General features: G+C 41.7%; 20 protein-coding genes. 12 read left to right on the top strand and 8 right to left on the bottom strand.

Annotation, left to right across the window (positions count from 1 at the left end; genetic code table 11):
• Nucleotides 1-27: 27 nt before the first annotated feature.
• On the bottom strand, nt 28-255 hold the full coding sequence (locus V7K50_RS20780; RefSeq protein ID WP_334963272.1) for a hypothetical protein: 228 nt from the start codon (nt 253-255) through the stop codon (nt 28-30).
• Nucleotides 236-3589: a hypothetical protein gene (locus V7K50_RS20785; protein WP_442944644.1), complete on the bottom strand. Its 3354-nt coding sequence runs from the start codon at nt 3587-3589 to the stop codon at nt 236-238. The genes V7K50_RS20780 and V7K50_RS20785 overlap by 20 nt, the downstream gene beginning before the upstream one ends.
• Nucleotides 3590-3908: 319 nt before the next feature.
• Between V7K50_RS20785 and V7K50_RS20795 the strand changes: the two genes are divergently transcribed.
• From V7K50_RS20795 to V7K50_RS20805, 3 genes are all read left to right on the top strand, one after another.
• The gene (locus tag V7K50_RS20795) at nt 3909-4049 is read left to right on the top strand and encodes a hypothetical protein (RefSeq protein WP_334963274.1); all 141 of its coding nucleotides are present in this window, start codon (nt 3909-3911) and stop codon (nt 4047-4049) included.
• Nucleotides 4050-4093: 44 nt separating this feature from the next.
• A complete protein-coding gene (locus tag V7K50_RS20800) occupies nt 4094-4291 on the top strand; it encodes a hypothetical protein (RefSeq protein ID WP_179065660.1) in 198 nt (65 codons plus the stop codon).
• An 81-nt stretch (nt 4292-4372) separates the two neighbouring features.
• On the top strand, nt 4373-4849 hold the full coding sequence (locus tag V7K50_RS20805) for a Tic20 family protein (RefSeq protein WP_334963276.1): 477 nt from the start codon (nt 4373-4375) through the stop codon (nt 4847-4849).
• Between the two features lie 3 nt (nt 4850-4852).
• Here V7K50_RS20805 and V7K50_RS20810 read toward each other — a convergent pair whose 3' ends face one another.
• Nucleotides 4853-5626: a fumarylacetoacetate hydrolase family protein gene (locus tag V7K50_RS20810; protein WP_334963278.1), complete on the bottom strand. Its 774-nt coding sequence runs from the start codon at nt 5624-5626 to the stop codon at nt 4853-4855.
• Nucleotides 5627-6009: 383 nt separating this feature from the next.
• On the opposite strand from V7K50_RS20810, the gene rpsF reads away from it, so the two are divergent.
• Nucleotides 6010-6372, top strand: coding sequence for a 30S ribosomal protein S6 (gene rpsF / locus V7K50_RS20815; protein WP_334963280.1), 363 nt, complete (start codon nt 6010-6012; stop codon nt 6370-6372).
• Between the two features lie 247 nt (nt 6373-6619).
• On the top strand, nt 6620-7180 hold the full coding sequence (locus tag V7K50_RS20820) for an Npun_F5560 family protein (RefSeq protein WP_334799631.1): 561 nt from the start codon (nt 6620-6622) through the stop codon (nt 7178-7180).
• A 482-nt stretch (nt 7181-7662) separates the two neighbouring features.
• Here V7K50_RS20820 and V7K50_RS20825 read toward each other — a convergent pair whose 3' ends face one another.
• Complete coding sequence (locus tag V7K50_RS20825) at nt 7663-8016, bottom strand: STAS domain-containing protein (protein WP_334963282.1); 354 nt, start codon at nt 8014-8016, stop codon at nt 7663-7665.
• A gap of 490 nt (nt 8017-8506) precedes the next feature.
• Between V7K50_RS20825 and V7K50_RS20830 the strand changes: the two genes are divergently transcribed.
• The gene (locus tag V7K50_RS20830) at nt 8507-9139 is read left to right on the top strand and encodes a DedA family protein (protein WP_334963285.1); all 633 of its coding nucleotides are present in this window, start codon (nt 8507-8509) and stop codon (nt 9137-9139) included.
• A gap of 74 nt (nt 9140-9213) precedes the next feature.
• Here the strand turns inward: V7K50_RS20830 and V7K50_RS20835 are convergent, their stop codons facing one another.
• The gene (locus V7K50_RS20835; RefSeq protein WP_334963286.1) at nt 9214-10416 is read right to left on the bottom strand and encodes an argininosuccinate synthase; all 1203 of its coding nucleotides are present in this window, start codon (nt 10414-10416) and stop codon (nt 9214-9216) included.
• Between the two features lie 819 nt (nt 10417-11235).
• Between V7K50_RS20835 and V7K50_RS20840 the strand changes: the two genes are divergently transcribed.
• From V7K50_RS20840 to V7K50_RS20850, 3 genes are all read left to right on the top strand, one after another.
• Nucleotides 11236-12219 (top strand): cation diffusion facilitator family transporter, encoded by a 984-nt coding sequence (locus V7K50_RS20840; RefSeq protein ID WP_334963288.1) that lies wholly within the window; start codon nt 11236-11238, stop codon nt 12217-12219.
• Nucleotides 12220-12532: 313 nt separating this feature from the next.
• Nucleotides 12533-12742, top strand: a complete 210-nt coding sequence (locus tag V7K50_RS20845; protein WP_334963290.1) for a hypothetical protein — start codon at nt 12533-12535, stop codon at nt 12740-12742.
• 42 nt (nt 12743-12784) lie between these two features.
• Nucleotides 12785-14749, top strand: a complete 1965-nt coding sequence (locus tag V7K50_RS20850; RefSeq protein ID WP_334963292.1) for an alkaline phosphatase — start codon at nt 12785-12787, stop codon at nt 14747-14749.
• A gap of 286 nt (nt 14750-15035) precedes the next feature.
• Here the strand turns inward: V7K50_RS20850 and psaK are convergent, their stop codons facing one another.
• Nucleotides 15036-15296 (bottom strand): photosystem I reaction center subunit PsaK, encoded by a 261-nt coding sequence (psaK, locus tag V7K50_RS20855; RefSeq protein ID WP_334799623.1) that lies wholly within the window; start codon nt 15294-15296, stop codon nt 15036-15038.
• Between the two features lie 616 nt (nt 15297-15912).
• On the opposite strand from psaK, the gene V7K50_RS20860 reads away from it, so the two are divergent.
• The 3 genes from V7K50_RS20860 (at nt 15913) to V7K50_RS20870 (ending at nt 19590) form a co-directional block, all read left to right on the top strand.
• Nucleotides 15913-17193 (top strand): glycosyltransferase family 4 protein, encoded by a 1281-nt coding sequence (locus V7K50_RS20860; RefSeq protein ID WP_334963294.1) that lies wholly within the window; start codon nt 15913-15915, stop codon nt 17191-17193.
• 197 nt (nt 17194-17390) lie between these two features.
• A complete protein-coding gene (locus V7K50_RS20865) occupies nt 17391-17720 on the top strand; it encodes a hypothetical protein (protein WP_334963296.1) in 330 nt (109 codons plus the stop codon).
• Between the two features lie 136 nt (nt 17721-17856).
• A complete protein-coding gene (locus V7K50_RS20870) occupies nt 17857-19590 on the top strand; it encodes an Rqc2 family fibronectin-binding protein (RefSeq protein WP_334963505.1) in 1734 nt (577 codons plus the stop codon).
• A gap of 132 nt (nt 19591-19722) precedes the next feature.
• On the opposite strand, the gene tnpA is transcribed toward V7K50_RS20870, so the two are convergent.
• Nucleotides 19723-20133 carry an IS200/IS605 family transposase gene (tnpA, locus tag V7K50_RS20875; RefSeq protein WP_442944645.1) on the bottom strand — a complete coding sequence of 137 codons (411 nt, stop codon included), beginning with the start codon at nt 20131-20133 and terminating at the stop codon, nt 19723-19725.
• 530 nt (nt 20134-20663) lie between these two features.
• Nucleotides 20664-23294: a DNA polymerase III subunit alpha gene (locus tag V7K50_RS20880; RefSeq protein ID WP_334963298.1), complete on the bottom strand. Its 2631-nt coding sequence runs from the start codon at nt 23292-23294 to the stop codon at nt 20664-20666.
• Between the last annotated feature and the right edge of the window lie 185 nt (nt 23295-23479).

The raw sequence follows: 23479 nt of genomic DNA on the forward strand, positions 1-23479 counted from the left end.
ATTTTTCTGCTCATCATGAATTTCTGCTTACGCATTAACACTTGCCGCCCCGAAGTCTACGGAAATATTTGTGAACTTTAATTCAAGCAACTCGGTAATCTCTACTATTGAGTAGGCATTACTCAATCTTGGTATTATTTTGACGTTGTTAAGAAAGCTTACCTCACTTCCCTTCAGTGGCAAGCTGATTGTCAAAATAGCGATCGCACCTTTAACAAAACCTCCCCGTATCACCTCACATACCCAGGAGTTCATCTAGCTGCAAGCTTGGCAAGTCTGGAGGAATCACAGTTCGCAATATTGTGACTTTGTGACTCTCATGTTGGGTTGTCAGATCAAGTGCGATCGCTTCCAAGCGAATTTCTAAGCAGCCAAAGGGAATGTTTAATTGCGTCATCACTTCCAACCCTCCGAATGCATTAGGTAGTAAATTTGTCAATAAATGAGGACCATCTAGTAACCAGCGAGTTTGATAATCTTCAACCCATAACTTGACAACAACTTGCGGAGGTACTTCGGGCAGTACTACGCGCACTATGACAGATTTACCAGCGATTAGTTCGCCTTCTGGCACATACAACTCTGGAATTGGCAAAGGCTCAGTGGCTGTCGCAATTATCGGTTTGGAAGGGGATAAATCTAACAGTGGTTGCTTTTCTTCAAAGGTGTAACTCCTAGTTGCATCGGCTTCTAGTTCGCCATCTGTATCATCTACAACGATTTCTTTCGCCAACCAAGCTGACGCTATATTTATTTTGATTGGCGGAGGGGGGGGCGGTAGTTGTGTGATCAGAGCCGATGAGATTATTGCTTCTTCTAATACTTTTTCTAGTTCCGTATTTTCTCCTCTCTCCAGATCCGCTTCCTTCGCTATGTCTACATCTTCCCCGAAATTCCCCAGTTCGGAAGCCAACCCTTGAACTTCTTGCCATATATCTTGTTCGCGCAATGTCTCCGTCAGGATAAGTTCTGAGCGTCCCCAACCTTCATCCGATGTCTCCGTATTGGCATCTAGGTTTAACGGCAAGTTGACATCAACATTCGTATTTTCTGCACTAAGAGAAAGGGGTATCTGCGGCGCTGGAACATAGTTATCGTAGTCTTGAGGTTCTAGATCGTTGATGGATTCAGGTAAAGAGTATCCCTGACTCTGCATCCACTTCCTAAGTAAAGGAGATGAATAAAGGTTGGCTGTTGTAATGAATTGTGTATTTTGCTGGGCTTCTACTTCAGCAACAAATTTTTCCTGGAATTGTGTATTTTGCTGGGCTTCTATTTCACCAACAAATTCTTCCTGGAATTGTGTATTTTGCTGGGCTTCTATTTCACCAACAAATTCTTCCTGGAATTGTGCATCATCTACTAGTAATTCAGGTATATTTTCATATTCAGCTAGAACTGGCTCCAACTGCGGGAAGTCTTCAGCCGCTTGAACTTCCAATGCACCTAAAGGATCATTGTTTCTTGCTTCTTCTTCTGCATAACCTGGCAAAGCTTGTAGCCGTTTCAAGTATGGCAAAGTAGTGACGAGTATTGGCATTCTACGTTGCCTGATCACCAACTGCTCCAAGTTGATGGCAGCTATGGTGGCATCTTTTTCTAGAAGTTCCTCCTGTGCAGGGAGTTTGACGACAACATCTGTGGGAATGTTGGTATCGATTTGAACAGGCGGCAGTTTCGGCAATTGAGGCGAAGTGCCTGAATTTTTGAGGTTAGATGTCCGCAAGGTAGCTTCTCGCAGAACTTGCAGGTTAATTTGCGGTGGTAGGGGTCTGTTTGGGGATGGATTGAGTATTTGAGACTGGTCTGTTTTTGGAATCTTGACCAGATTTAATAGTTTCAAATCGAGCCTAACAGGTGCCTCTGGTTCTGTGAAAGCAGTAGATAAGTCCGATGGTGCTACGGGGTAACTTAATGCACTAGATTTTGCTGCGGCTGTGATTGCCAGTAATTCCGTTACATCTGCTGTAATGGTGAAGGACTGGCTGGCTAATCGGGTGACTTCACTAGTATCGGCGAATTTACCATACAAACTGATATCTGCCAAAATTAACTTGGATTCACAGTCAGCAGGAATATCAATTGAGGTATTGATGGTGAAGGGCAACTCTTGATCTGGTAAGGGTTGCCATACTTTGGTCAACATTTTTGAGTTCTTGGGCGATCGCAGTTCAATTCCTAGTTCAAGTTCCCGTAGGCTTTTTGGGGATAATATTTCAGCCTCATCTAGATTTATCTTTTCTTTAAGTTCTATGTGCCCATTGATTGCAAGAGCTTGTCCCCAAGGAGAAATATAATTATCCTGACCTAAAGTTAGCAGCAATGGTGGCGATGTTTGTGTTGCTGGAGAATCTATAACCTTTTCATCTTTGGGCAGCAGTTCAGAGGCGGGTAAAGCTAAATCTATTAAATTTTGTAAAATTTGCTCTGCTGTCTCACCTTTCAGCCACACAGGACTCACCGGCTCATCGATAACTATATCTTCTTCGGTTTCATCTAGTAGAACACTGCTAGTAGAGTTACTGTGTGTAGTAACTGCCAATTCTGCGGGGATAGCGATCGCATCATCAAAGGTAATTGCGGGTTCTGTTGGGGCAGTAGATTCCAAATTTGATTCATCTACAACTTTTACTGCCAGTTCTGTGGGAACAGCGATCGCTTCATCAAAGGTAATTACGGGTTCTGCTGGGGCAGTAGATTCCAAATTTGATTCATCTACAACTTTTACTGCCAATTCTGCGGGAACAGCGATCGCTTCATCAAAGGTAATTACGGGTTCTGCTGGGGCAGTAGATTCCAAATTTGATTCATCTACAACTTTTACTGCCAATTCTGCGGGAACAGCGATCGCATCATCGAAGGTAATTGCGGGTTCTGCTGGGGCAGTAGATTCCAAATTTGATTCATCTACAACTTTTACTGCCAGTTCTGTGGGAACAGCAATCGCATCATCCAAGGTAATTGCGGGTTCTACTGGGGCAGTAGATTCCAAATTCCCTTTATCTACTAGAACAATTGCCAGTTCTGCGGGAACAGCGATCGCATCATCGAAGGTAATTGCGGGTTCTACTGGGGCAGTAGATTCCAAGCTCCCTTTATCTCCTAGAACAATTGCCAATTCTGCGGGGATAGCGATCGCATCATCAAAGGTAATTGCGGGTTCTGCTGGGGCAGTGTATTCCAAATTTGATTCTACATTCTCCCCCTGCTTCCCCTGCTCCCCCTGCTCCCCGTCTGCTTCTTGGCACAGGACTTGCAGTTGGACTTTGTATTGCCAAGATTTACCAAGCAGATCCGACATCAAATCGCCGGAACAGCGCAATTCCCAAACTCCTGCCTGGAAATAGGTAAAAGGAATTACCGCCATTAAGCCTTCTGAGTTAGTGCGACGCGATCGCTTAAAAATTCGCCGCGTTGGTTGAACTTCCTGGGTTGAAGAGTGAGTTACCCGCACTTCCACGTCTGTATTATGAAGGTTAGAACGAGCCAAAACTCTATACTGCCCTTCCAAAATTTCCAAATTTGGCGATTCTAGGATGTGCCACGAGCGAGCGCCTTGTTTCTGTATCAGAAATTGCCAGTGTTCCATTGTGAGTGATGCCCAGACCGACGAGCTGCCGAGTAATATTGTGTATTAACTTGCTTGCAAGTTTACCCCAGTATTTTGTAAATGCATCACTTAAATGGCTATCAAGTTAACTCAGTTTTTGTTACTTAACTTCTCTGACTTTAACTAGTCATGTCAAGTTAATTTCAAGCCGTCGCCGTGTTGCTTCTGTACCAATATTTTTGGATGATTTTTTACAAAATGTCCAATTTGCAATAGACACAACATAGAATACATTAAGATTCACTTGACAATTTTTATTGAATTGTGATTGCTGACATTTTTGCTACAAAGAGGTAGGATGTGGCTCTTAAGTGTCATCTGCGATCGCCCACGGCGAGTGCAAAGCCCATCGCAAATCACAACACTTAACCCTAGATATATCTATGGGGTCAATCCCAAATCCAAGTTGCGCCCAAAGCGCACCAAAGGTGCGATCTAAAATCCCAAATTGTTTGACAATGAGGATTTACAGGAGGGATTTCGATGCTAGTCATTTTAATGGACGATCAAATCCTTGCCCCTGAGCAAGTTTGCCAGTCTTGTTTACTCGCCGACGGGAGCGGTCAACCCCGTTGGCGTGGGGGTCAACTGCGCTGTGGTCAAGCCATTCGCAAACTTACTCAACAGCAGCCAGACCAGTATGAGTGCATGATGGGCTTTCGTATCGCCCATATAGAATAGTTGAATTTGTCAGCAAGACCAAGCAACTGCGTTATCCTAAGCTCAAGTAACTATAAAAATTTAACCATAGGAGAACGCATAATGTCTTGGCGTGGGTCTACAACGGTTTCAGATCGGATTTTTGCTTCCTTGCCTTATTTGCTACCGATGGTTGAGGTAGTAACTTTTGGCTTTTTTTTGTTAGATCAGTTTCCTCCCCTGGCAGTCGTTTTTGCACCAATTCTGATTTTATGGTCATTTTACAGAAGTGTGCGTTATGCAGGGCTGATTATTTTCTTTGCCTTATTGCTATTGGTGGTTAGAAACGAAAAAATTAGTCACTTTATTCGTTTCAACACTATGCAAGCAATTCTTTTGGACATCATTATCTTTTTGTTTAACATCTTGATGGATGTTGTTAGACTAATTCCCTCTGGTGGTTTTGCAATCCAAACTCTATCCACAACCATTTTTCTAGGCATAGTGGTAGCAGTTGGATATTCAGTCATCCAATCATTGAGTGGGCGTTATGCAGAAATTCCCGCAATTTCCGATGCAGTGTATATGCAAGTGCGTTAGAAGTTAACGCGCTGCTACGGTGTTTTCCAGGCGACCAATACCTTCAATTTCAACGCGGATGCGATCGCCTGGATGCAATGGACTGACACCCTCCGGCGTACCTGTAAGCACCAAATCACCAGGTAGTAGCGTCATCACCTGACTGATATAAGAAACGATCACATCGGGGGAAAACACCATCTGATTGATACAGGCAGATTGGACTGGATTGGCATCATCATTCACAAAAGTCTGCAATCTCGCTCCTGGATTTAATTCCCGTACAATCCAAGGTCCCAAAGGACAGAAAGTATCAAAACCTTTGGCTCGCGTCCATTGACCATCCTTTTTTTGTAAATCCCGCGCTGTTACATCATTGGCGATGGTATAGCCCCAAATTTTGGTTTGGGCTACCTCTGGTGTACATTCAAAGGCGTAATCGCCAATCACTAGTGCTAACTCTCCTTCGTAGTCAACTCTTTGTGACTGGCGAGGATACTTAATTTCCCTCTCAGATGGAATGATTGACGTGGGTGGCTTGAGAAAGATTAATGGCTCAGAAGGTACTGGAGTTCCCATTTCGGCTGCATGATCTGCATAATTCTTCCCCACCGCCACGATTTTTGAGGGAGCGCAGGGAGCCAGAATTTGGTAATTTTCTGGTGTCAAAGTTAAATCAGTGGGTTGTCCTTGTAACCAAGGCGGAGCATCTAGCACCTGCACATTGAGGGATAGCTGTAGTAACCCATAGTAAATCTGTCCGTCTTGATTTTGAATTCGCACATAGCGCTGCGCCATAACCTTGATGAATATCCTTTTCTCTGCGATTAGAAGTTGTGAGCGGGTAGCAAGCAATCCTCAGTTAGCTTTTTAGCAAACCGATTGAGCCTTGAGCCTGAAAGCGATCGCTATAGATGCCCTTAGGGAAAGATACCCTTTCGCAAAGTTGATAGCTCGATCAAGCTTGCTAAAGAAATATCGGGTTCGCCTCCCGACCTAGTTTTAATTAAGTACATGCCAAAAATCCAAACTTCGGCGATTTGGCTAATGATTCAGATTTAAAACTGCTAAGATTATAATTCCTTGTTGCTTCAGATGTTGATTAATGCAGGCATTTTAAATTAAAGCCAGGTATAAACTAGCATCAGCAGCCACTTTTGTCCATGAGGAAACTGAAAAATATGGCTACAAGTTACGAAACAATGTACATTCTCCGTCCTGACCTGGGAGACGAACAGGCAGAGCAAGCAATTACTAAATATCAGAATTTGCTTCGCGATCAAGGCGCCCAGGATATGCAAATTCAAAATCGTGGTAAGCGACGTCTGGCTTATGAAATCAAAAAACACCGCGATGGCATCTACATCCAGTTAAACTACAGTGCGCCCGCAACTGCGATCGCTCCCTTTGAACGCGCCATGCGCTTGAGTGAAGAAGTGATTCGCTATTTGACAATTAAGCAGGAAATCGTAGAAGAAAAACCCCCTAAAGAGGAAAAGGAAAGACCCACTAAAGTAGCTGCACCTGTACCTGCAACAGTCTAAAAATCAGGGAGATGAGCAGGGGGAGCAGAGGGAGCAGGGGAAGCAGGAGAAGAATAACAAACAATGCCTAATCCCCAATCCCCAATCCCCAATCCCCAATCCCCCAATCCCATTCAATAAAATTTTGTCTTTTTCTTTTCTCGTGACTTGTCTGGGAATGTTAAATTAACAAATACTTGCCAAAGGTAGTACTCCCACAGTTATACCTAAGAGTGGACAAGATTCTGAATGGGAGCTGTAAGCTACTGTGAGCCAATCTGATACACCCGATATTCAAGTTCTCTCTACGGAAGTATCGCAACTACGCCAAGAGTTGCAACTTCGTGATCAATTAGTGCAACAACTGTCTCAAGAACTCTTCCGGCTGGTAAAGGGTAACACTAGTTTTATGCCCCAGCAGCCGGAGTTTGAGCGCGATCTAAGCCAGTTACAGGCTTTGCAAGAACAACTCCAAGCTGTAGAGCAACAGGTGGCGTTCTACCAAGAGCAAATTACAACTCGTGACTCCGAAATTTACCAACTGCGACAGTCAGTTCAAGAACTCACCGATCGCAGTCGGATGTTGGAGCAAGTAGTACAAGAGTTGCCTCAAATTTACCGTCGAAAATTTGAGGAGCGGATGATGCCAGTTAGAGAAAAGGTAGCCATGCTACAACGGGAAAACCGCCAACTACAAGCAGAACTGCAAAGCGTGAGTTATCGTTTAGCACTCAAAACTCGCAATGCTAGTCACGGCGGCATTGATTTGCCAAATTTTCCCCGCCCAACATCCGAACAAACTAATATTTCGACTCCCCAGAATGCCTAAAATTACCATTATGGTGAAATCTAAGAGGTAAGAAATTGGTGCGGCAAAGGCTCTTGGAGACATCCAAGTAGTGCATCAAGGCAAAAATAACTATAGAGTTAGAAATAATCCAAAGGCTGATATTCTCACCTTTCTTACCTCCTGCTTCCTTGCACTAGTTGCGTCGTATATAGAACAATTAGCTCAGAGTAATTTTAAAAGCCCTGTCTTTAAAAGGCTGGGGAGTGTCACAAAGAATTGCATTTGATTTGACCGATTTTGGTCATTTCTGATCTTTACTGCTTGAGGTAGATGGCTTCCAACAAGCAGATTTATCCATCTGCCATTCATACTACCTAGCTCAAAACCATGAGTTTTTCTCAGCATTCTTCTTTAGACAAAAAATAAAATCAGCTTGCTATCACCAGACTCTTATCTTGGAGAATGTGAAAATATGCAAATATTGCTTGACTCCACCATCCTTCTATAGATAGATTTATTACTTAGCCTGCTAGCACCAGACTGTTATCTGTGATGGGGAGAAAAATGTCTTGGTAAGTGTGAAAAATTTCAAACACTGTATCTAGTTGGGTAAGTTCCAAAATTAATCGTACAGGAGCTTGCACATTGCATATAACCAAGCGGCAACCGCTTTGACGTGCAGCTTTTAACCCTTTTACTAAAGGGACTAACCCAGAACTGTCCATGAAATTAACTTTTGCTAGATCGATAACCCAGAGCTGATGAGCTTGAGGCACTACTCCAGCCATTTGTTCACTCAAAGCCTTACCGCCTTCCAAATCTATGCTTCCTTGGGGTTTAAACAAAATCACTTGAAGTTCTTGTGTGAGAGCCATAAATTTAACAGGGTAGTTGGAACACTTGATAAAAAATAAAAAAAAGATGTCAATATCTTTTTTCTTTAAACGGCAAAATTACCGTTTTACCTAGATATTTGGGCAATTGCAGTCGTACAGTTGAGAGTAATTATTTAAGTATTCATGCCGTATAATTTATGATAACTTTCATCAATATAGGCATAAGGGTCTAACAATTTCGGTATCAACGGTATCTTTTACAAGATTTTCATAATTTCAATGGATATTTATAAATTTTATATAAACTTTTTATTTTCTGTTTAATAAATATTAGTTTGTGGTATTAGAGTCAAAAAAATGCATAATTAACAATAGTCAAAAATTAATGTTTACCATAGACTATAAGCTATGGATTATTCAGAATTAAACTAATGACTTAATGATTGAATATATTGGTTTGATTGACACCCCACCCAAAAACAAGCAAAGATGTAGTAAAAGTAAAAATTTGTAAAGACGGTGGTGCGGGATGTCTTTAGAGCTGATTTCACTAGAAAATATCCAGGAAGTCGCCCACACTTATGGGTATTGGGCAATTTTTTTGGGAATTTTGCTAGAAAATTTAGGCATTCCCCTTCCTGGCGAAACCGTGACCTTAGTAGGCGGGTTTCTAGCTGGCAGCGATGAACTGAATTTCTGGCTGGTTCTCGGTGACGCAATCATGGGTGCTGTCATTGGTGGCACTTGTGGCTATTGGATTGGTAGAGTTAGCGGTTGGGCTTTTCTGGTAAAAGTTGGTAGTATGTTTCGGGTTTCGGAAGTGCGGCTGCTGAACATTAAAGATCAATTTAGTCAAAATGCTGCTAAAGGGGTATTTTTTGGACGTTTTCTCGCATTGTTACGAGTTTTTGCTGCACCACTAGCTGGTATAGCCGAAATGCCCTTTGGAAAATTCTTTTTATACAACTTTTTAGGAGCAGTTGCTTGGGCTAGTTTGATGGTGACATTAGCTTTTTTTGCTGGCAAAATTATCTCTCTAGAACAATTGGTTGCTTGGGTGGGTAAATTTGCGATCGCAGCGTTACTGATCCTGGCTGGCTTAATTGTTGTGCCCTTATGGTTAGAGTCTCGCCAAGTTAAGGAAGTGAGGAGTGAGGAGTAAAGTAAAAAGTTATTTCTTTTAACTTTGACTTCTGGGATTTTGCATTTTAACTCCTAACTCCTAACTCCTAACTCCTAACTTTTAATTTGCTGCGACCAAATGCGAGTCGGTAGTCCCCAAACGTAGATAAAGCCTTCAGCAGCTTTGTGGTCAAATTTGTCTTCGGCTCCGTAGGTTGCCAAATCGGGAGTGTAGAGGGAATGATCGCTCGAACGCCCAACGATTGTAGAGTTGCCCTTGAACAACTTCACCCGCACAGTTCCAGAGACTCGCTCTTGTGTTTTTTGAATAAAAGCATCAAGTGCAACTTTGAGTGGACTGTACCACAAACCGTTGTAAACGATTTGGCTGTAAGTTTCTTCAATGCCACGCTTGTAATGGGTAACATCTGCCGTTAATGTCAAGCTTTCTAAATCCCTATGTGCCTGAATTAGCACTAACATCGCAGGTGATTCGTAGATTTCCCGCGATTTGATCCCCACCAGACGGTTTTCGATCATATCGATCCGGCCGATGCCGTGATTTCCTACCACCTGATTGAGTTGTTCAATTAGCTCAACTGGTTTTTTAGCTATACCGTTGAGGGTTGTGGGAATACCACCGTGGAAACCAATTTCGATATACTCTGGCTCGTTGGGAGTATCAGCGATCGCTTTGGTCATTTCATAGATTTCTTCTGGTGGCTCAAATGAGGGATCTTCGAGTAAACCAGCTTCAATGCTACGACCGAGCAAATTCTTGTCAATACTATAGGGAGAGGATTTTTTGACTGGTGAGGGGATACCAAACTTTTCACCATAAGCGATGGTTTCCTCACGACTCATACCCCATTCTCTGGCTGGTGCGAGGATCTTCAGGTTAGGGTTGAGAGCGGTGACAGAGACATCAAAGCGAACCTGATCGTTACCTTTGCCAGTACAACCATGAGCGATCGCATCAGCACCATATTTTTCAGCCGTTTCTACTAATACCTTAGCAATTAGTGGACGAGCAAGAGCAGTTCCTAGAGGATAACGATTTTCATAAAGGGCGTTGGCTTGAATCGCTCCAAAGGCATAATCTTTAACGAAACTGTCTTTGACATCCGCCACTAGTGATTCACTTGCACCCGATTTGAGAGCTTTTTCTCTGATTGGCTCTAATTCATCTCCCTGACCTAAATCTGCTGCTAGGGTAATTATCTCTTCCACACCCCACTCCTGCTTGAGGTAAGGGATGCAAACTGAGGTATCTACTCCGCCAGAATATGCCAGGACAACCTTTTTGGCGCGACCCATTAATTTCTCCAGTTAGGACAACAAAGAATGAGTCATTATTATATCTAAAGTGATCCATGTATATTTTATTCAATGCAACAACCTATAGAAGGAGTTAGGAGTTAGATTTCTGATCGGAGTCTGACTATAAAGCGATCGCTTGTTACGATTCGACACCTCAATGCCACAATGCCCCATCGTTAACACACCTTGAAAGAGCTAGTTCTAGTTTATTTAAAATTGATTTATAAAATAAATCTTAAGTAGGGTGTGTTGTGGCTTTAGGCGCTTTCCCCAAATAATCAGATCGAAATATGCGCCTAGCACAACGCCAGCTGCTAAAACTTTGGGAACCAAACCAACACCTTTTAATAAATTACAGGTTTTGTATTAAGTGTTTATTACCTATATCCATAGCGCTTCAAAAATAATGATTATCATTTTCATAAATCCGATTGAGGTTGTTTACAAGTTTTAATTACAAATAAAAGTAATCGTGCAATTAGTAATAAGTTACAGCAGGATCACTTTTGTAAATAGTGGGTGTGAATCTAATCTGCTGTCATCTGTCATTTTTAACGAAATTATTACCATTCCTTAAACTAATCAGGATAAATTCTATATATTCTTAAATCTAGTGTTCCAAAATTAGTCTATTTAAAATTGGGTGTCTATATACTAAAAAAATAGTGAGTAATTTCCAGAAATATATAGTAAACAAAAGCTATTTTATGATAAATATTGAGGATGTAGCATCCTAACTTTAAAACAGATTAATCACAAATATTGAGGTGGATATTTTTCAGTCTAATACTCTAGATTCAAAAGGTTTTTTGGGGAATGCTTTCACTTAAATGGGATGAATGTGAGTGTGAAACCACTTCTAAAAAAGTGCTTAAGAATCGGCAGAAAGACAAAGTTTTGTGGATAACATTAGGTTTACTTGCTTGTTTTTTTGTTGCTGAGTGGACTGTAGGTTTGTGGAGTAAAAGTTTATCTCTACAAGCAGATGCAGGACATATATTATCTGATATTACAGCCTTGCTAATATCACTATTTGCAAGTTTTTTAGCACGGCAAACAGCTAAAAGTCAGGCAACATTTGGACATCAGCGTATCGAAGTTGTAGCAGCTTTATTGAATGGATTAGGTTTGCTGGCGATCGCTACTTTTATCATATTGGAAGCTATTCAACGCTGGCAAAATCCAGCGACTATTTTGGGCTTACCAATGTTAGGAATTGCGGTGTTAGGTTTAATCGTAAATCTTTTCAACATTACTTTACTTCATCCCCACACTCACGACGACTTAAACCTTCGGGGGGCTTTGCTTCATGTCATCGCTGATACTGCTAGTTCTGTGGGCGTAATTATAGCTGCTTTAGTAGTTCATCTTTGGGATTGGTGGTGGGCAGATGTCGCTATTAGTTTAATAGTTGCAACTTTGACTGGTTTAAGTGCTTTACCTCTAGTCCAACAAAGTCTAAAGATTTTTTTGGAGTATGCACCAGAATCAATTGATCCTGTGGAAGTAGAAATATCTCTAAAATATTTTCCTGGTGTTGTGGAAGTAGAAAAACTCCACATCTGGACAATTAGCTTAGATAAAGTAATGCTTTGCGCCAATTTGACAGTGGAATGTACAACTATCCAAGAACGCGATCGCTTACTCAATAAGTTGGAAAATCATATCCGAAAAACTTTTCATATTGCTGAAATAACTTTACAGCTAACTAGCTATAACAAACCCTCAATAATGCCAATTCATCCTTTATTTAAACAAGATTTAGTTTTCATGTTGTCTCAGAGGTTGTTTGAAAAGTAGTTGGCTGTATCTTTGCACTCATTGATCCCCCCTAACCCCCCTTAAAAAGGGGGAAACCGGAGTCAAAGTCCCCCAATTTATCGGGGGATTTAGGGGGATCTAAACGTTTTTTTACCGAGAAGAAGACTTTTCAAACATCCTCTCATAATAAAGCAAATTAAAACCAGAATATTTTTGTTTATTTCTCTGCATAAATTACTTAAATTAGCATTTTAAAATCATGCTTATTGACATTAATTTTAATTGTCAAAGCATAGCAATAAGTTATTTTCTAGGAGGTTTACTGATGATGAGTTTCATGCAAAAATTCCCAATGATTTCATTACTGAAACAGTACAAAAGCACCTTAGCTTGGTTCATCTCTGGTTTGGTTATGGCAGTTTTGTTGTTCTTAGGAACATCAAATCAACAACCAGCAACCGCCTCTAACCCAATTCATGCCACAGCCTCTACTCAGCTAGATGTGACTACTGCATACTCAGACTTTGGTGCTACTCATCTAGAACCCAATTTTTATCATTAATTAACGGCCAAACTTGCTCAATTAACTTTAAGGTACACTGCAATGATCTCATTTTTACGAAAGTACAAGCGATCGCTGGCTTTGACTATGGCTGGCTTGCTCTGTGCCGTTCTGCTGGTATTTGGTAATTCTGTTTTTCAGCCGACTCTGGCGGCTGGTAATGGAGTGAACGTAATTATCATGATTGGCGATGGTATGGGTTGGAATATGGCCAGGGCCGCAGCCGTTGCCAAAGGCGCTCCTTTTTACACAAGTGGTAAAGGCTCAGGTCTGAGCTTCCAAAAGCTAAGTGGATATGGACTAGTGACCACTTATGGCACAACAATTGAGGGAAATACACCAGCCAAACCAACAGGTCAGCCCCACCTAACAAGTAACTCTGCTCTCGATGGGTCTGATACATTCACAGGTGCAAGTCCTGTTCGTCCCAACTTCTCATTCAAGCCTACTCCTTTTAATCCAGGCGATCGACTTGATGGCAACAGTTTAGCAGAAGGTAATCTCACAGGTTACGACCCTAGTAAGGGCGGCCCTCTTCCCTGGATTCCTCTGACCCCTGCTAATGCTGGTACTTATGACAAAGAGTACATCAAATACAGTTATCCCGACTCTGCTAACACCGCTACAACTCTTTTTACTGGCGTAAAGAGCTTTAACAACGCGATGGGTGTAGATATTTACGAGAAAAAGTTGAAAACCATCCTGGAAATTGCCAAGGAAAATAAGAAGTCTACAGGACTAGTTACTTCCGTACCCATTAGCCACGCAACACCTGGTGCTGCGGCTTCTTTTGTAAATCGTCGCAGCAAATACGATAGTAAGTACGACCCCACCAAGACTAATCAAGACAGTATTCTGCAACAGACTTTGCTAAACTTTCAGCCTAATGTTTTGTTGGGTGGCGGTCATCCGAAAGATTTTGAAAATCAGAACAGTACAAGTACAGCCGATGGTGTCTTGAAATATACGTATATTACAGAAGACACTTACCAGCATCTAAAGAATAACCCTACGTCCAATCGTTACGGCTATACCTTTTTGGAACGTGGTCCGAATGCAACTAAGACGCTGCTAAACACGGCTGCTAAAATCGACCCGAATAAGGGAGGCAAATTATTTGGTCTGTATGGTGCCCGTGGGCAAGATGGCAACCTTCCTACCAGTTCTTCTAAGGGAGACTACAGTACCACAGGTTTAGGCAACTTCACACTCTATAGCTCCGTTGTCAAAAGCGGTGGAACCCCAGTTAACTGTCCATCAGGTAAGATAATTACTGGTACCATTGCGGATTGTGTTCCTGTCATTGATGCAGCAGGTAATCCCATTGCTCCTAATGCTCCTGCACCTGATACTGTGCGTCCTCTGGCTCCTAGGGAAACCGATGCCAGCTTTATCGCTAAAGAAATTAACGAAAATCCAACTTTAGCTGATTTGACCAAAGCAGCTCTAACCGTTCTAGGTAAAGACAAAGATGGTTTCTGGCTGATGGTTGAGGGAGGTGATGTAGACTGGGCTGCTCATGACAACAACATGGATAACCTAATCGGTACCATGAATGATTTTGATAAAGCAGTTCAGCAGGTCATTACTTGGGTAGACCATCATGGTGGTTGGAGTAAGAACCTGCTGCTTGTGACTGCTGACCATGACCACTACCTAACTCTGAATAATGATTTTGCCTCTAAATTGACTCCTAATCCTGACCCGAATCAGGCTAGAGGCTTGAAGTATAACGCCAAGGACATCACCTTCAACAAGCACAACCCTAGAGACGCTGGTCACTTCTGGGGAGCTGATCCAAATTACAAGTACCTCTGGGGTAGCCATAGCCGCCGGATTGTACCTGTGTACTATCAGGGTGCTTATTCATCAACCCTGACTCGATCTTTTGGACAAAAACTCCAGTTCACAGATAGTTCTGGTACTTACACTGCGCCTGGTGTTCGGGGTGTGGTCGATCAGAGTCATATCTTCCAAGCTATGAAAACTGCGATCGCAACTCCGTAAATTGAATATAATGCTTCACTGAACACTAACACAAAACTATTTTATTCTTGGGTAAAAAGACAGCATCTTCTAGACCATCAAGCACAAAAGCTTAAACTCAAAAAGCCCAAAATCTGAGCAGACAACAAAGGATGATAGCACTGAAACAACCTATCTTCCTTTGTTACCTTGAAAGGGCTAGTTCTGGAGATTAGCCATTTGCACAAAAAAGAGCCAGAGAACTAAATCTCTGGCTCCAGACTGGAGACAAAAGAATCATCAAATAAAGGTCAACTTGGGTAAGAAGCTAAATTCTTCCCAGGTTATGCAGCCCTAAGACAACGCCCACTCCTAAGATATGACCAAAGGCGGTAGTTGCTAAAAGGGCTGGTAAACCAAAACCACCAAATAAATTGGCTGAGGGTAGCGCTGGTTCGGCGCTGGGGTACTTGATGGTAGATTTGCCAAAGACAATGGCAACGATATTAGCGAGAATTATAATCAGCCCAACCGTAGGACTCCATTCCAGGGGTGTGGTTGCAGCAGCGAGTAAGGTTGAAGTAAACACCTGATTTGCTCCTGAAATTTATTAATCATTGAAAATATAATCTGAAACTTTCCGAAGCAAATTCAAGGAAATACCCGATTTTGCATCAATATTTAACAGTTATTCTTACTACTTAATACAATATTAGTTCAAAGTGGTGAGTTGACTGTGGTAACTGATTTGAACTTCAATGTTCGAGCCAAGTAGTTTAGAGTATTAAATTATACTTTTTGATGAACTCACATCAATACACCTGTAGCAATCTTTGCAGGAGTTACGAACAAAAAGAAAAGAACCCCGACTTCTTGAAGAAGTCGGGGTTCTGAGCTTCTCGGTGGAAAGCAAATCAAATAGGATTGTTATATCTATGGAATTATATCTGCACAAAATAGATGAGAAAGCCTAATTTTCATCTATCAAAAGTATGAGATATAAATTTAGCAATTTTCTCTATGTAAAGAAATTAGATACAAATACTTAATCTCAAAGTATACTTCTGTCAGAAGATGTAAGAAACATATTAGACATATTAAATTAAAATAAATATTAATTAAAGTTCTTAAACAATTCAGGTAAGTGTGCTAAACACGAGCTTGGAATCGCCTAAAACTTTGTTAAAATCAGCAACACACAAACTATGAACTCTACGACCGAAAAACGTATCGCCTTGATTTCCGTCCACGGAGACCCGGCGATTGAAATAGGGAAAGAAGAAGCTGGAGGACAAAATGTTTATGTACGCAATGTGGGTGAAGCACTAGCCAAGCTAGGATGGCAAGTTGATATGTTTACCCGCAAGGTGAGTCTGGAGCAAGACTCGATTGTGCAACACACCCAGAATTGTCGAACTATTCGTTTAAAAGCTGGTCAAGTTGAGTTTGTGCCGCGAGATGATATTTTTGAATATCTGCCAGAATTTGTAGATAATTTCCTCAAATTTCAAGTAGAAAATGGCATTACATACCAGTTAGTTCACACTAACTACTGGCTCTCTAGTTGGGTGGGGATGGAGTTAAAGAAAATCCAAGAGAGTAAACAGGTTCACACGTATCACTCCTTAGGAGCGGTCAAGTATAACACTATAGAAAATATTCCTCTGATTGCAAGTGTGCGATTAGCAGTAGAAAAAGATGTGTTGGAAAGAGCAGAGCGAATTGTGGCGACAAGTCCGCAAGAACAACAACACATGCGATCGCTAGTTTCCACTGAAGGTAATATCGACATCATCCCCTGCGGTACAGATATTCAAAGGTTTGGTTCCATCGCACGAGAAGCAGCCAGACATGACTTGGGTATTGACAAAGAAGCCAAAGTTGTATTGTATGTAGGACGCTTTGACCCACGCAAAGGTATAGAAACCTTGGTGCGTGCAGTCAACGAGTCTCAGTTACGCGGCTCCAAAAATCTCCAGCTAATTATTGGTGGTGGTAGTACTCCAGGTAACAGCGACGGGATTGAGCGCGATCGCATTGAGCAAATCGTCAACGAATTGGGGATGAGCGACTTTACCACCTTTGCCGGTCGTCTCAGTCAAGATATTTTGCCAACTTATTACGCAGCTGCGGATGTTTGCGTTGTTCCCAGTCACTACGAACCATTTGGACTCGTAGCGATCGAGGCGATGGCAAGCGGTACACCTGTTGTAGCTAGCGATGTCGGCGGACTTCAGTTTACTGTAGTTCACGAAGAAACTGGTTTATTGGCACCACCACAAGATGTAAATGCCTTTGCGTCTGCCATTGACCGAATTCTCTTAAATCCAGAGTGGCGAGACGAATTGGGTAAAGCTGGTAGAAAGCGTGTAGAAAGCAAGTTTAGTTGGCATGGCGTCGCAATTCAGTTGAGTGAACTTTATACCCAACTGTTGCAACCAGCCGAAGAACCCGCCCAAGAAGCCGCATTGTTAGTTACTAAATAATTTTCAGACCTGTAGAAAAAAACTGGTGGAAATCTCACTTTCCACCAGTTTCAAACTTTCATTCTTATAGATATTTTCAGGTAAATAGACCAGGCGGTAAGGGCACAGCATTGCTGTGCCCCTACGACAGATGTGGTTTAAATACATGAAAACTGCTGTAACACTTCAAGCATTTTAAACACTTGTAGGAAAGACTCATGAGCAATTATAGAACAATGTTCGTTCTAGCAGTACTAGCTGGCACAGGTTTTGCGTATGGCTTCTATACAACGGGCTGGAAAATTAAACCATTTGCCCCTAGTGAACTTTGCCGCTACAGGAACGGAGAGTACGAAACACTACAGCTTAAAACCAGCAGCATCACGGATGCTAGGTCGATTTTAGGTAACATCCCCGAAGATAGTAGCACTGGAAAAATCAAGATTTTCGTATGGGATAATGGTTCCGGCTGCCGAAAAATTCAGCTCGAATTCCTGGATAATCGGCTAATCGCTAAGAAGCGTTTACCTTTACCTAAAGACTCGTAAGTCCGGTTCGGAGGGGGGAAGGAGGCAGCAATGCTTCCGCCCTACCCAACAGAAACTTACGCTAATGCTGAGTGATTTCAACCTGAATCCTTACGATAGAAGTATACTGAGCATCGACCTTTGAACGCGAATGGCTATGCAACCAGTTGACTTCACCACCCTTACAGCTACTTGTAGCGAAATCCGCGCTAACTGGCTGCCCTCGCGGACAGAACAGGTTTATCAGCGCGATCGCTACACTATTGCGATCGCATTACGCACCCTGAAACAGCGCGATTGGCTACAAATTTCTTGGCATCCCCAAGCTGCACATATTTGTATTGGCGATCCACCACCGCGATCGCCAGATACTTTTACCTTTAGCCAACAATTAATCCACCAATTGGGTGGTTTGGCACTGGTAGGAATTGAAGCGATCGCACCTTGGGAGCGGGTTATTGATTTGCAATTTGCTCGTCGTCCCGGAGAAAGCGCCCTCTATCATGTCTATGCAGAAATCATGGGCAAGTATAGCAACGTGATTCTCACCGATGCTAACAACATAATTATCACCGCAGCCCATCAAGTCAGTCAGCAACAATCTAGTGTCCGTCCCATCCAAACCGGACAACCTTATGAAACACCACCAAAACTAACTGGAACTGTCCCCAGTTTGAGCGAATCTCAAGAACGTTGGCAAGAACGGGTAAGTTTAGTACCAGGAGCAATCAAGCGGCAATTGCTGAAAAGTTATAGTGGCTTGAGTGCAGCATTACTGGAATTAATGCTGTTAGAAGCAAATATCGCACCAGAAACATCCACCGATACCCTCAACCCCGACGACTGGCGACGGCTATTTGAGCGTTGGCAAGAATGGCTGCAAGCCTTGGATTCCAGAGAATTTCAACCCGCTTGGACAAAAGATGGTTACACCGTTATGGGTTGGGGTGTAGTTGAAAAGGTCAAAAATATTCAGGAGTTGCTCAACCACTACTACAGTAACCAGATTGATCAACAGTTATTTTCGCAATTGCGCCATCAGTTGAGTCAGAAATTGAATAATATTCTGGCGAAATTACGGAATAAAGCTCAAACCTTTAAGACGCGCTTGCAGCAATCAGATCAAGCCGATGAGTATCGACAAAAAGCTGATTTATTAATGGCTCACCTGCAAAAGTGGGAACCGGGGATGAAAGAAATTATCCTTGCTGATTTTGAGACAAATTTGCCAATTGCGATCGCCCTCCAGCCAGATAAAAATGCTGTCCAAAATGCCCAAAGTCTTTACAAACAGCACCAAAAGCTGAAACGCGCTCGTGCTGCGGTGGAACCGTTACTATTAGAAGTGCAGACAGAAATTGAGTATTTAGAACAAGTAGAAGCTGCGATCGTTCAGATAGATACTTACCAAACAGCAGAAGATTTGCGAGCTTTAGAAGAAATCCGCGAAGAGTTGATTGGGCAAAAGTATCTAGAAGATCCAGGATACCGCAAGAGCAGCGCCAACGAAGTCCCTAGCACCAACTTTCATCGTTACCTTACCCCAAGTGGCTTTGAAGTATTAATCGGTCGCAACAATCGCCAGAATGACCAATTAACCTTTCGTGTTGCGGGGGATTATGACATCTGGTTCCACGCTCAAGAAATTCCAGGGAGTCATGTGTTACTACGTTTAGAACCGGGTGCTGTTGCAGAAGAAGCTGATTTGCAATTTGTAGCTAATCTTGCTGCATACTACAGTCGCGCCCGTCAGAGTGAGCAAGTGCCAGTAGTTTACACTCAGCTAAAACACGTCTACAAACCCAAAGGAGCAAAACCGGGAATTGCCATTTACAAACAGGAGACCATACTTTGGGGAAAACCACAATTAACAATTCAAAATTCAAAATGACGCTCTCTTACTTCACCAAAACCTAAATCAGTTATTTTAGTTTTTCTCCACTTGCTTTTTTCTCTGGGTGGAAATTGATTAAATAAATCAACTTTGAGTTGCCCGTAGATATTAGCAGGTTCTTTTTCTTGGTTACGCGCCTGCTTTTTCTAAATGGGAATTTACTGTGCCTTCAAGATGATGTATTTTTTGATTTTGAACATATATAACAGCTTGTTTAAGTTGCTTACTGCCCAAAGAAAATATAGCATATCCTTCTTGCCAAGCAAATTTTTCTGATGTAGGGCAAAGATTGTGGTTTAAATGGTGAGAACTACTTCCTTTAATTTTTTTCACAAACTCTGCAATCGCGATTTTTGGCGGGATAGATACTACTAAATGTATGTGGTCTTCAATACCTCCAATACTATGGAGTATACAATTTAAACTATTGGATTTACCAATGATGTAATTATAAAGCTCAGTTTCTTTATCAGAGGTAATTAGAGGTTGGCGTTCTTTTGTCGCCCAAACAATATGATAATAAAGTCGCCACAGAGACATAATATTTTTTAAATTTTGTATTTATCTACATAGATTTATGTTTCCCATATTGCTGGAAAAAATTATCATATTAGCAGTGTCCGTCAGGCAATCAGGAATCAGCCAGTTTACGAAGCTAGCCAGAAGCCAGGGAATGAAATTCCCTGTCTGAAAGCTAAAGTCGTCTTCAGACGACTATGTGAAACTAGTGAACAATTAAACCAAGTTTTTTCTAGTCCTCTTCTAGAGGACTTGCACTATTAGACAGGGAATTCTATTCCCTGGCGGTCTGGTTGGTAAACGAATGAATTTGGTTAGCGGGATAGTATGATAAATTGTTTACGAAGCGACTCTCAAAGAGTATCGCCCTCGACTAGAACCCATCAAACCCTGGTATTATTTGCATATCTTCTTTAATTTTACGCGGCTTCCACCCCACAAGAGTTAATTGGATATTTTTTATTTGGAAGTCCCTAATGCCAGTATAAAAGTCCCGTAAACTCTCATTCATATAGCAAGCGGAGAATACTCAATTATCACTGCCCCTCCTCTCAATCTGGCAAACCCTCAACCCGCATCAAATCTAATTCGCGTTCAAATATTTCATCAATTGGCAACATTTGACCATCAACAGTCATAAATTTATGGTCTTTTGTTGCCCGAATTAATGAACCATCTTCCAAACAATACTCAAACACCTCTTGTTCTCCGCGATCGTGCCACTGTGCCACAGATTGGGTGTAAATATTCCCATGATTATCAACGCTGTACACACTGCATTCAATGCCTTTTTCGACAATTTCTCCAATCGGCATTAATCCATATTCTACTGTCAATATTTCCGTGTCATAGCTTAAACAATATTCAGCAAACTTCAACATTTGCTCAAATAATTCATCCGCAACTTTTTTCTGCACGCCATTTTTAGCTGCGCCATCCACGAACTTTTCTCGCTGTTTCTGCATCTCAGAAACTTTCTTTTTACCCATCGCCCGACGCAGCAAGTCAGCTTGTCCTAAAGAATATCCAGCCATATCCTGAGCAATTTTCATGATTTGCTCTTGATAGACCATAATTCCGTATGTTTCGTCTAAAATTGGTTCTAAAATAGTGTGTTCGTAATCAATCTTTTCTCGGCCATGTTTGCGGTTAATAAATTTAGGAATCAGACCCGCATCTAATGGTCCCGGTCGGTAAAGTGCCAAAATTGAAGATATATCTTCTATATTAGAAGGCTTCAAATCTCGCACAATTTGACGCATCCCAGAAGATTCTAATTGAAATATCCCTTCTAACTCACCTGCTTCCAATAATTCATAAGTTTTTTGGACATCTTTTGGCAGACTGCTATGTTCACCTTTAGCTAATATCCTCTGGGCTTTTCTTTCCTGGCGGGGAATTTCATCAGGATCAATCCGATATCCTTTCGTTTCGTGAATTAAATCAACAGTCTTTTGAATTAGCGTTAGGTTCCGTAAACCCAGAAAATCCATTTTCAACAAACCCATTGATTCCAAGTCTTCCATGAAATATTGGGTAATTACAGAACCGTCATTATTTTTTTGTAGCGGAACAATTTCATCAAGGGGATCGGCAGAAATTACCACACCTGCGGCATGCACACCAAATGTTTTGTTAGTTCCTTCAATTCGCATGGCCATATCAAGCCAATGGCGTACATGAGGTTCTTTATCATATTTCTCTTTAAACTCTGGTTCTGGAGTTTTATCGGAAACCATCACCTTGAGTTTCGTTGGTTTCCCCCGCACCACAGGAATTAATTTCGCCATTTTGTCAGCTTCCCCGTAGGGAATATTTAATACTCTGGCGACATCTTTTAAAACTGCTTTAGAAGTTAGACGGTTAAAAGTAATAATTTGGGCAACTCTATCTGCACCGTATTTCTCTGTTACATAATCAATAACTTTATCCCGTTGTTCAATACAGAAATCTGTATCAATATCAGGCATTGATTTACGTTCTGGATTCAAGAAACGCTCGAATAGTAACCCATGATGTACAGGGTCAATATTAGTAATTCGCATTGCATAAGCAACTAATGAACCAGCCGCCGAACCCCGACCAGGACCCACAGGAATATTATTATCTCTAGCAAATTTGATGTAGTCCCATACAACTAAAAAGTATTTGGAAAAACCCATTTGCTGAATCATTTTTAGTTCGTATTCCAATCTTTCTTTATAGACGGAATCTACTTCTTGGCGAGATTTGCGATTTAAGCGGTCTAAAAGTCCGCTCCATGCAACATCTTCGGCGTAAGTGTCAGCAGTATGACCGGAAGGAATGGGGGGTGTAGGAATCTGAGGCTCACCCATAATATGGTAAGGCTCGACTTTATCGGCCACTTCTTCAGTGGTAGCGATCGCTTCGACAATCACATCATCCGGCAAATGGTCACGAAATAGCTGCTGCATCTCCTCACCAGATTTGAGATACTCTGTGCCGCTATAGCGCATCCGCTTATCTTCAACAATTAATTTACCAGTTTGAATACAGAGCAAAGCGTCGTGGGCTTCAACGTCAAAACAAGAAATAAAATGTGAATCATTAGTAGCAATAATTTTAATCCCTAGTTCCCTAGCAATTTTGACTATTTCAACATTCACAATCCGGTCTTCTTGGGAGCCGTGGTCCTGAATTTCTAAATAATAATCATCCCCAAATACATCTTTATACCACTGAGCAACTTTCCGGGCTGCATCTGGTCTATTACTGAGAATCGCTTGGGGAACTTCTCCACCTAAACAAGCGCTGGTGACAATCAAGCCTTCATGGTATTGTTTTAGTAAATCTTTATTAATACAAGGACGAGAAAAAATTCCTTTACCTTGAACACCTTGAAGGTGAGAAATTGTGGTTAATTTGACTAAATTTTTGTAACCTTTAGTATTTTTAGCTAAAACAACTTGATGATATTTGGGGCGGCGTTCTTGTTTCTCGATATCGCCGTTAATTACATACATTTCATTGCCGATAATCGGCTTAATATTTTGACTACGGCAGATTTTAATCAGTTCAACGGCTCCATACATGACACCATGATCGGTAAGGGCGATCGCTTTCATCCCCAGTGCGATCGCTCGATCCACCAACTCTGGTAGCTGACTTGCCCCATCAAGTAGACTGTAGTCACTGTGAATATGTAAAGGCACAAAGGACATAAGCATCTCCAACCACAAGCCAAGATATCTCTAGGGGACTACCTTGTGGTATACCCTTTCGAGCCGGATTTTGCAAAGCAACGGAATATTACATTAACAGTTTTTACCTAAAATTAAAGCTGTTATTTTCCGAAATTATCACCGTCATCAGTGTTGTTTTAATAGTTACAGCAGTTCATCAGCAT

The organism is Nostoc sp., from assembly GCF_036917135.1.
Lineage (GTDB): Bacteria > Cyanobacteriota > Cyanobacteriia > Cyanobacteriales > Nostocaceae > Nostoc.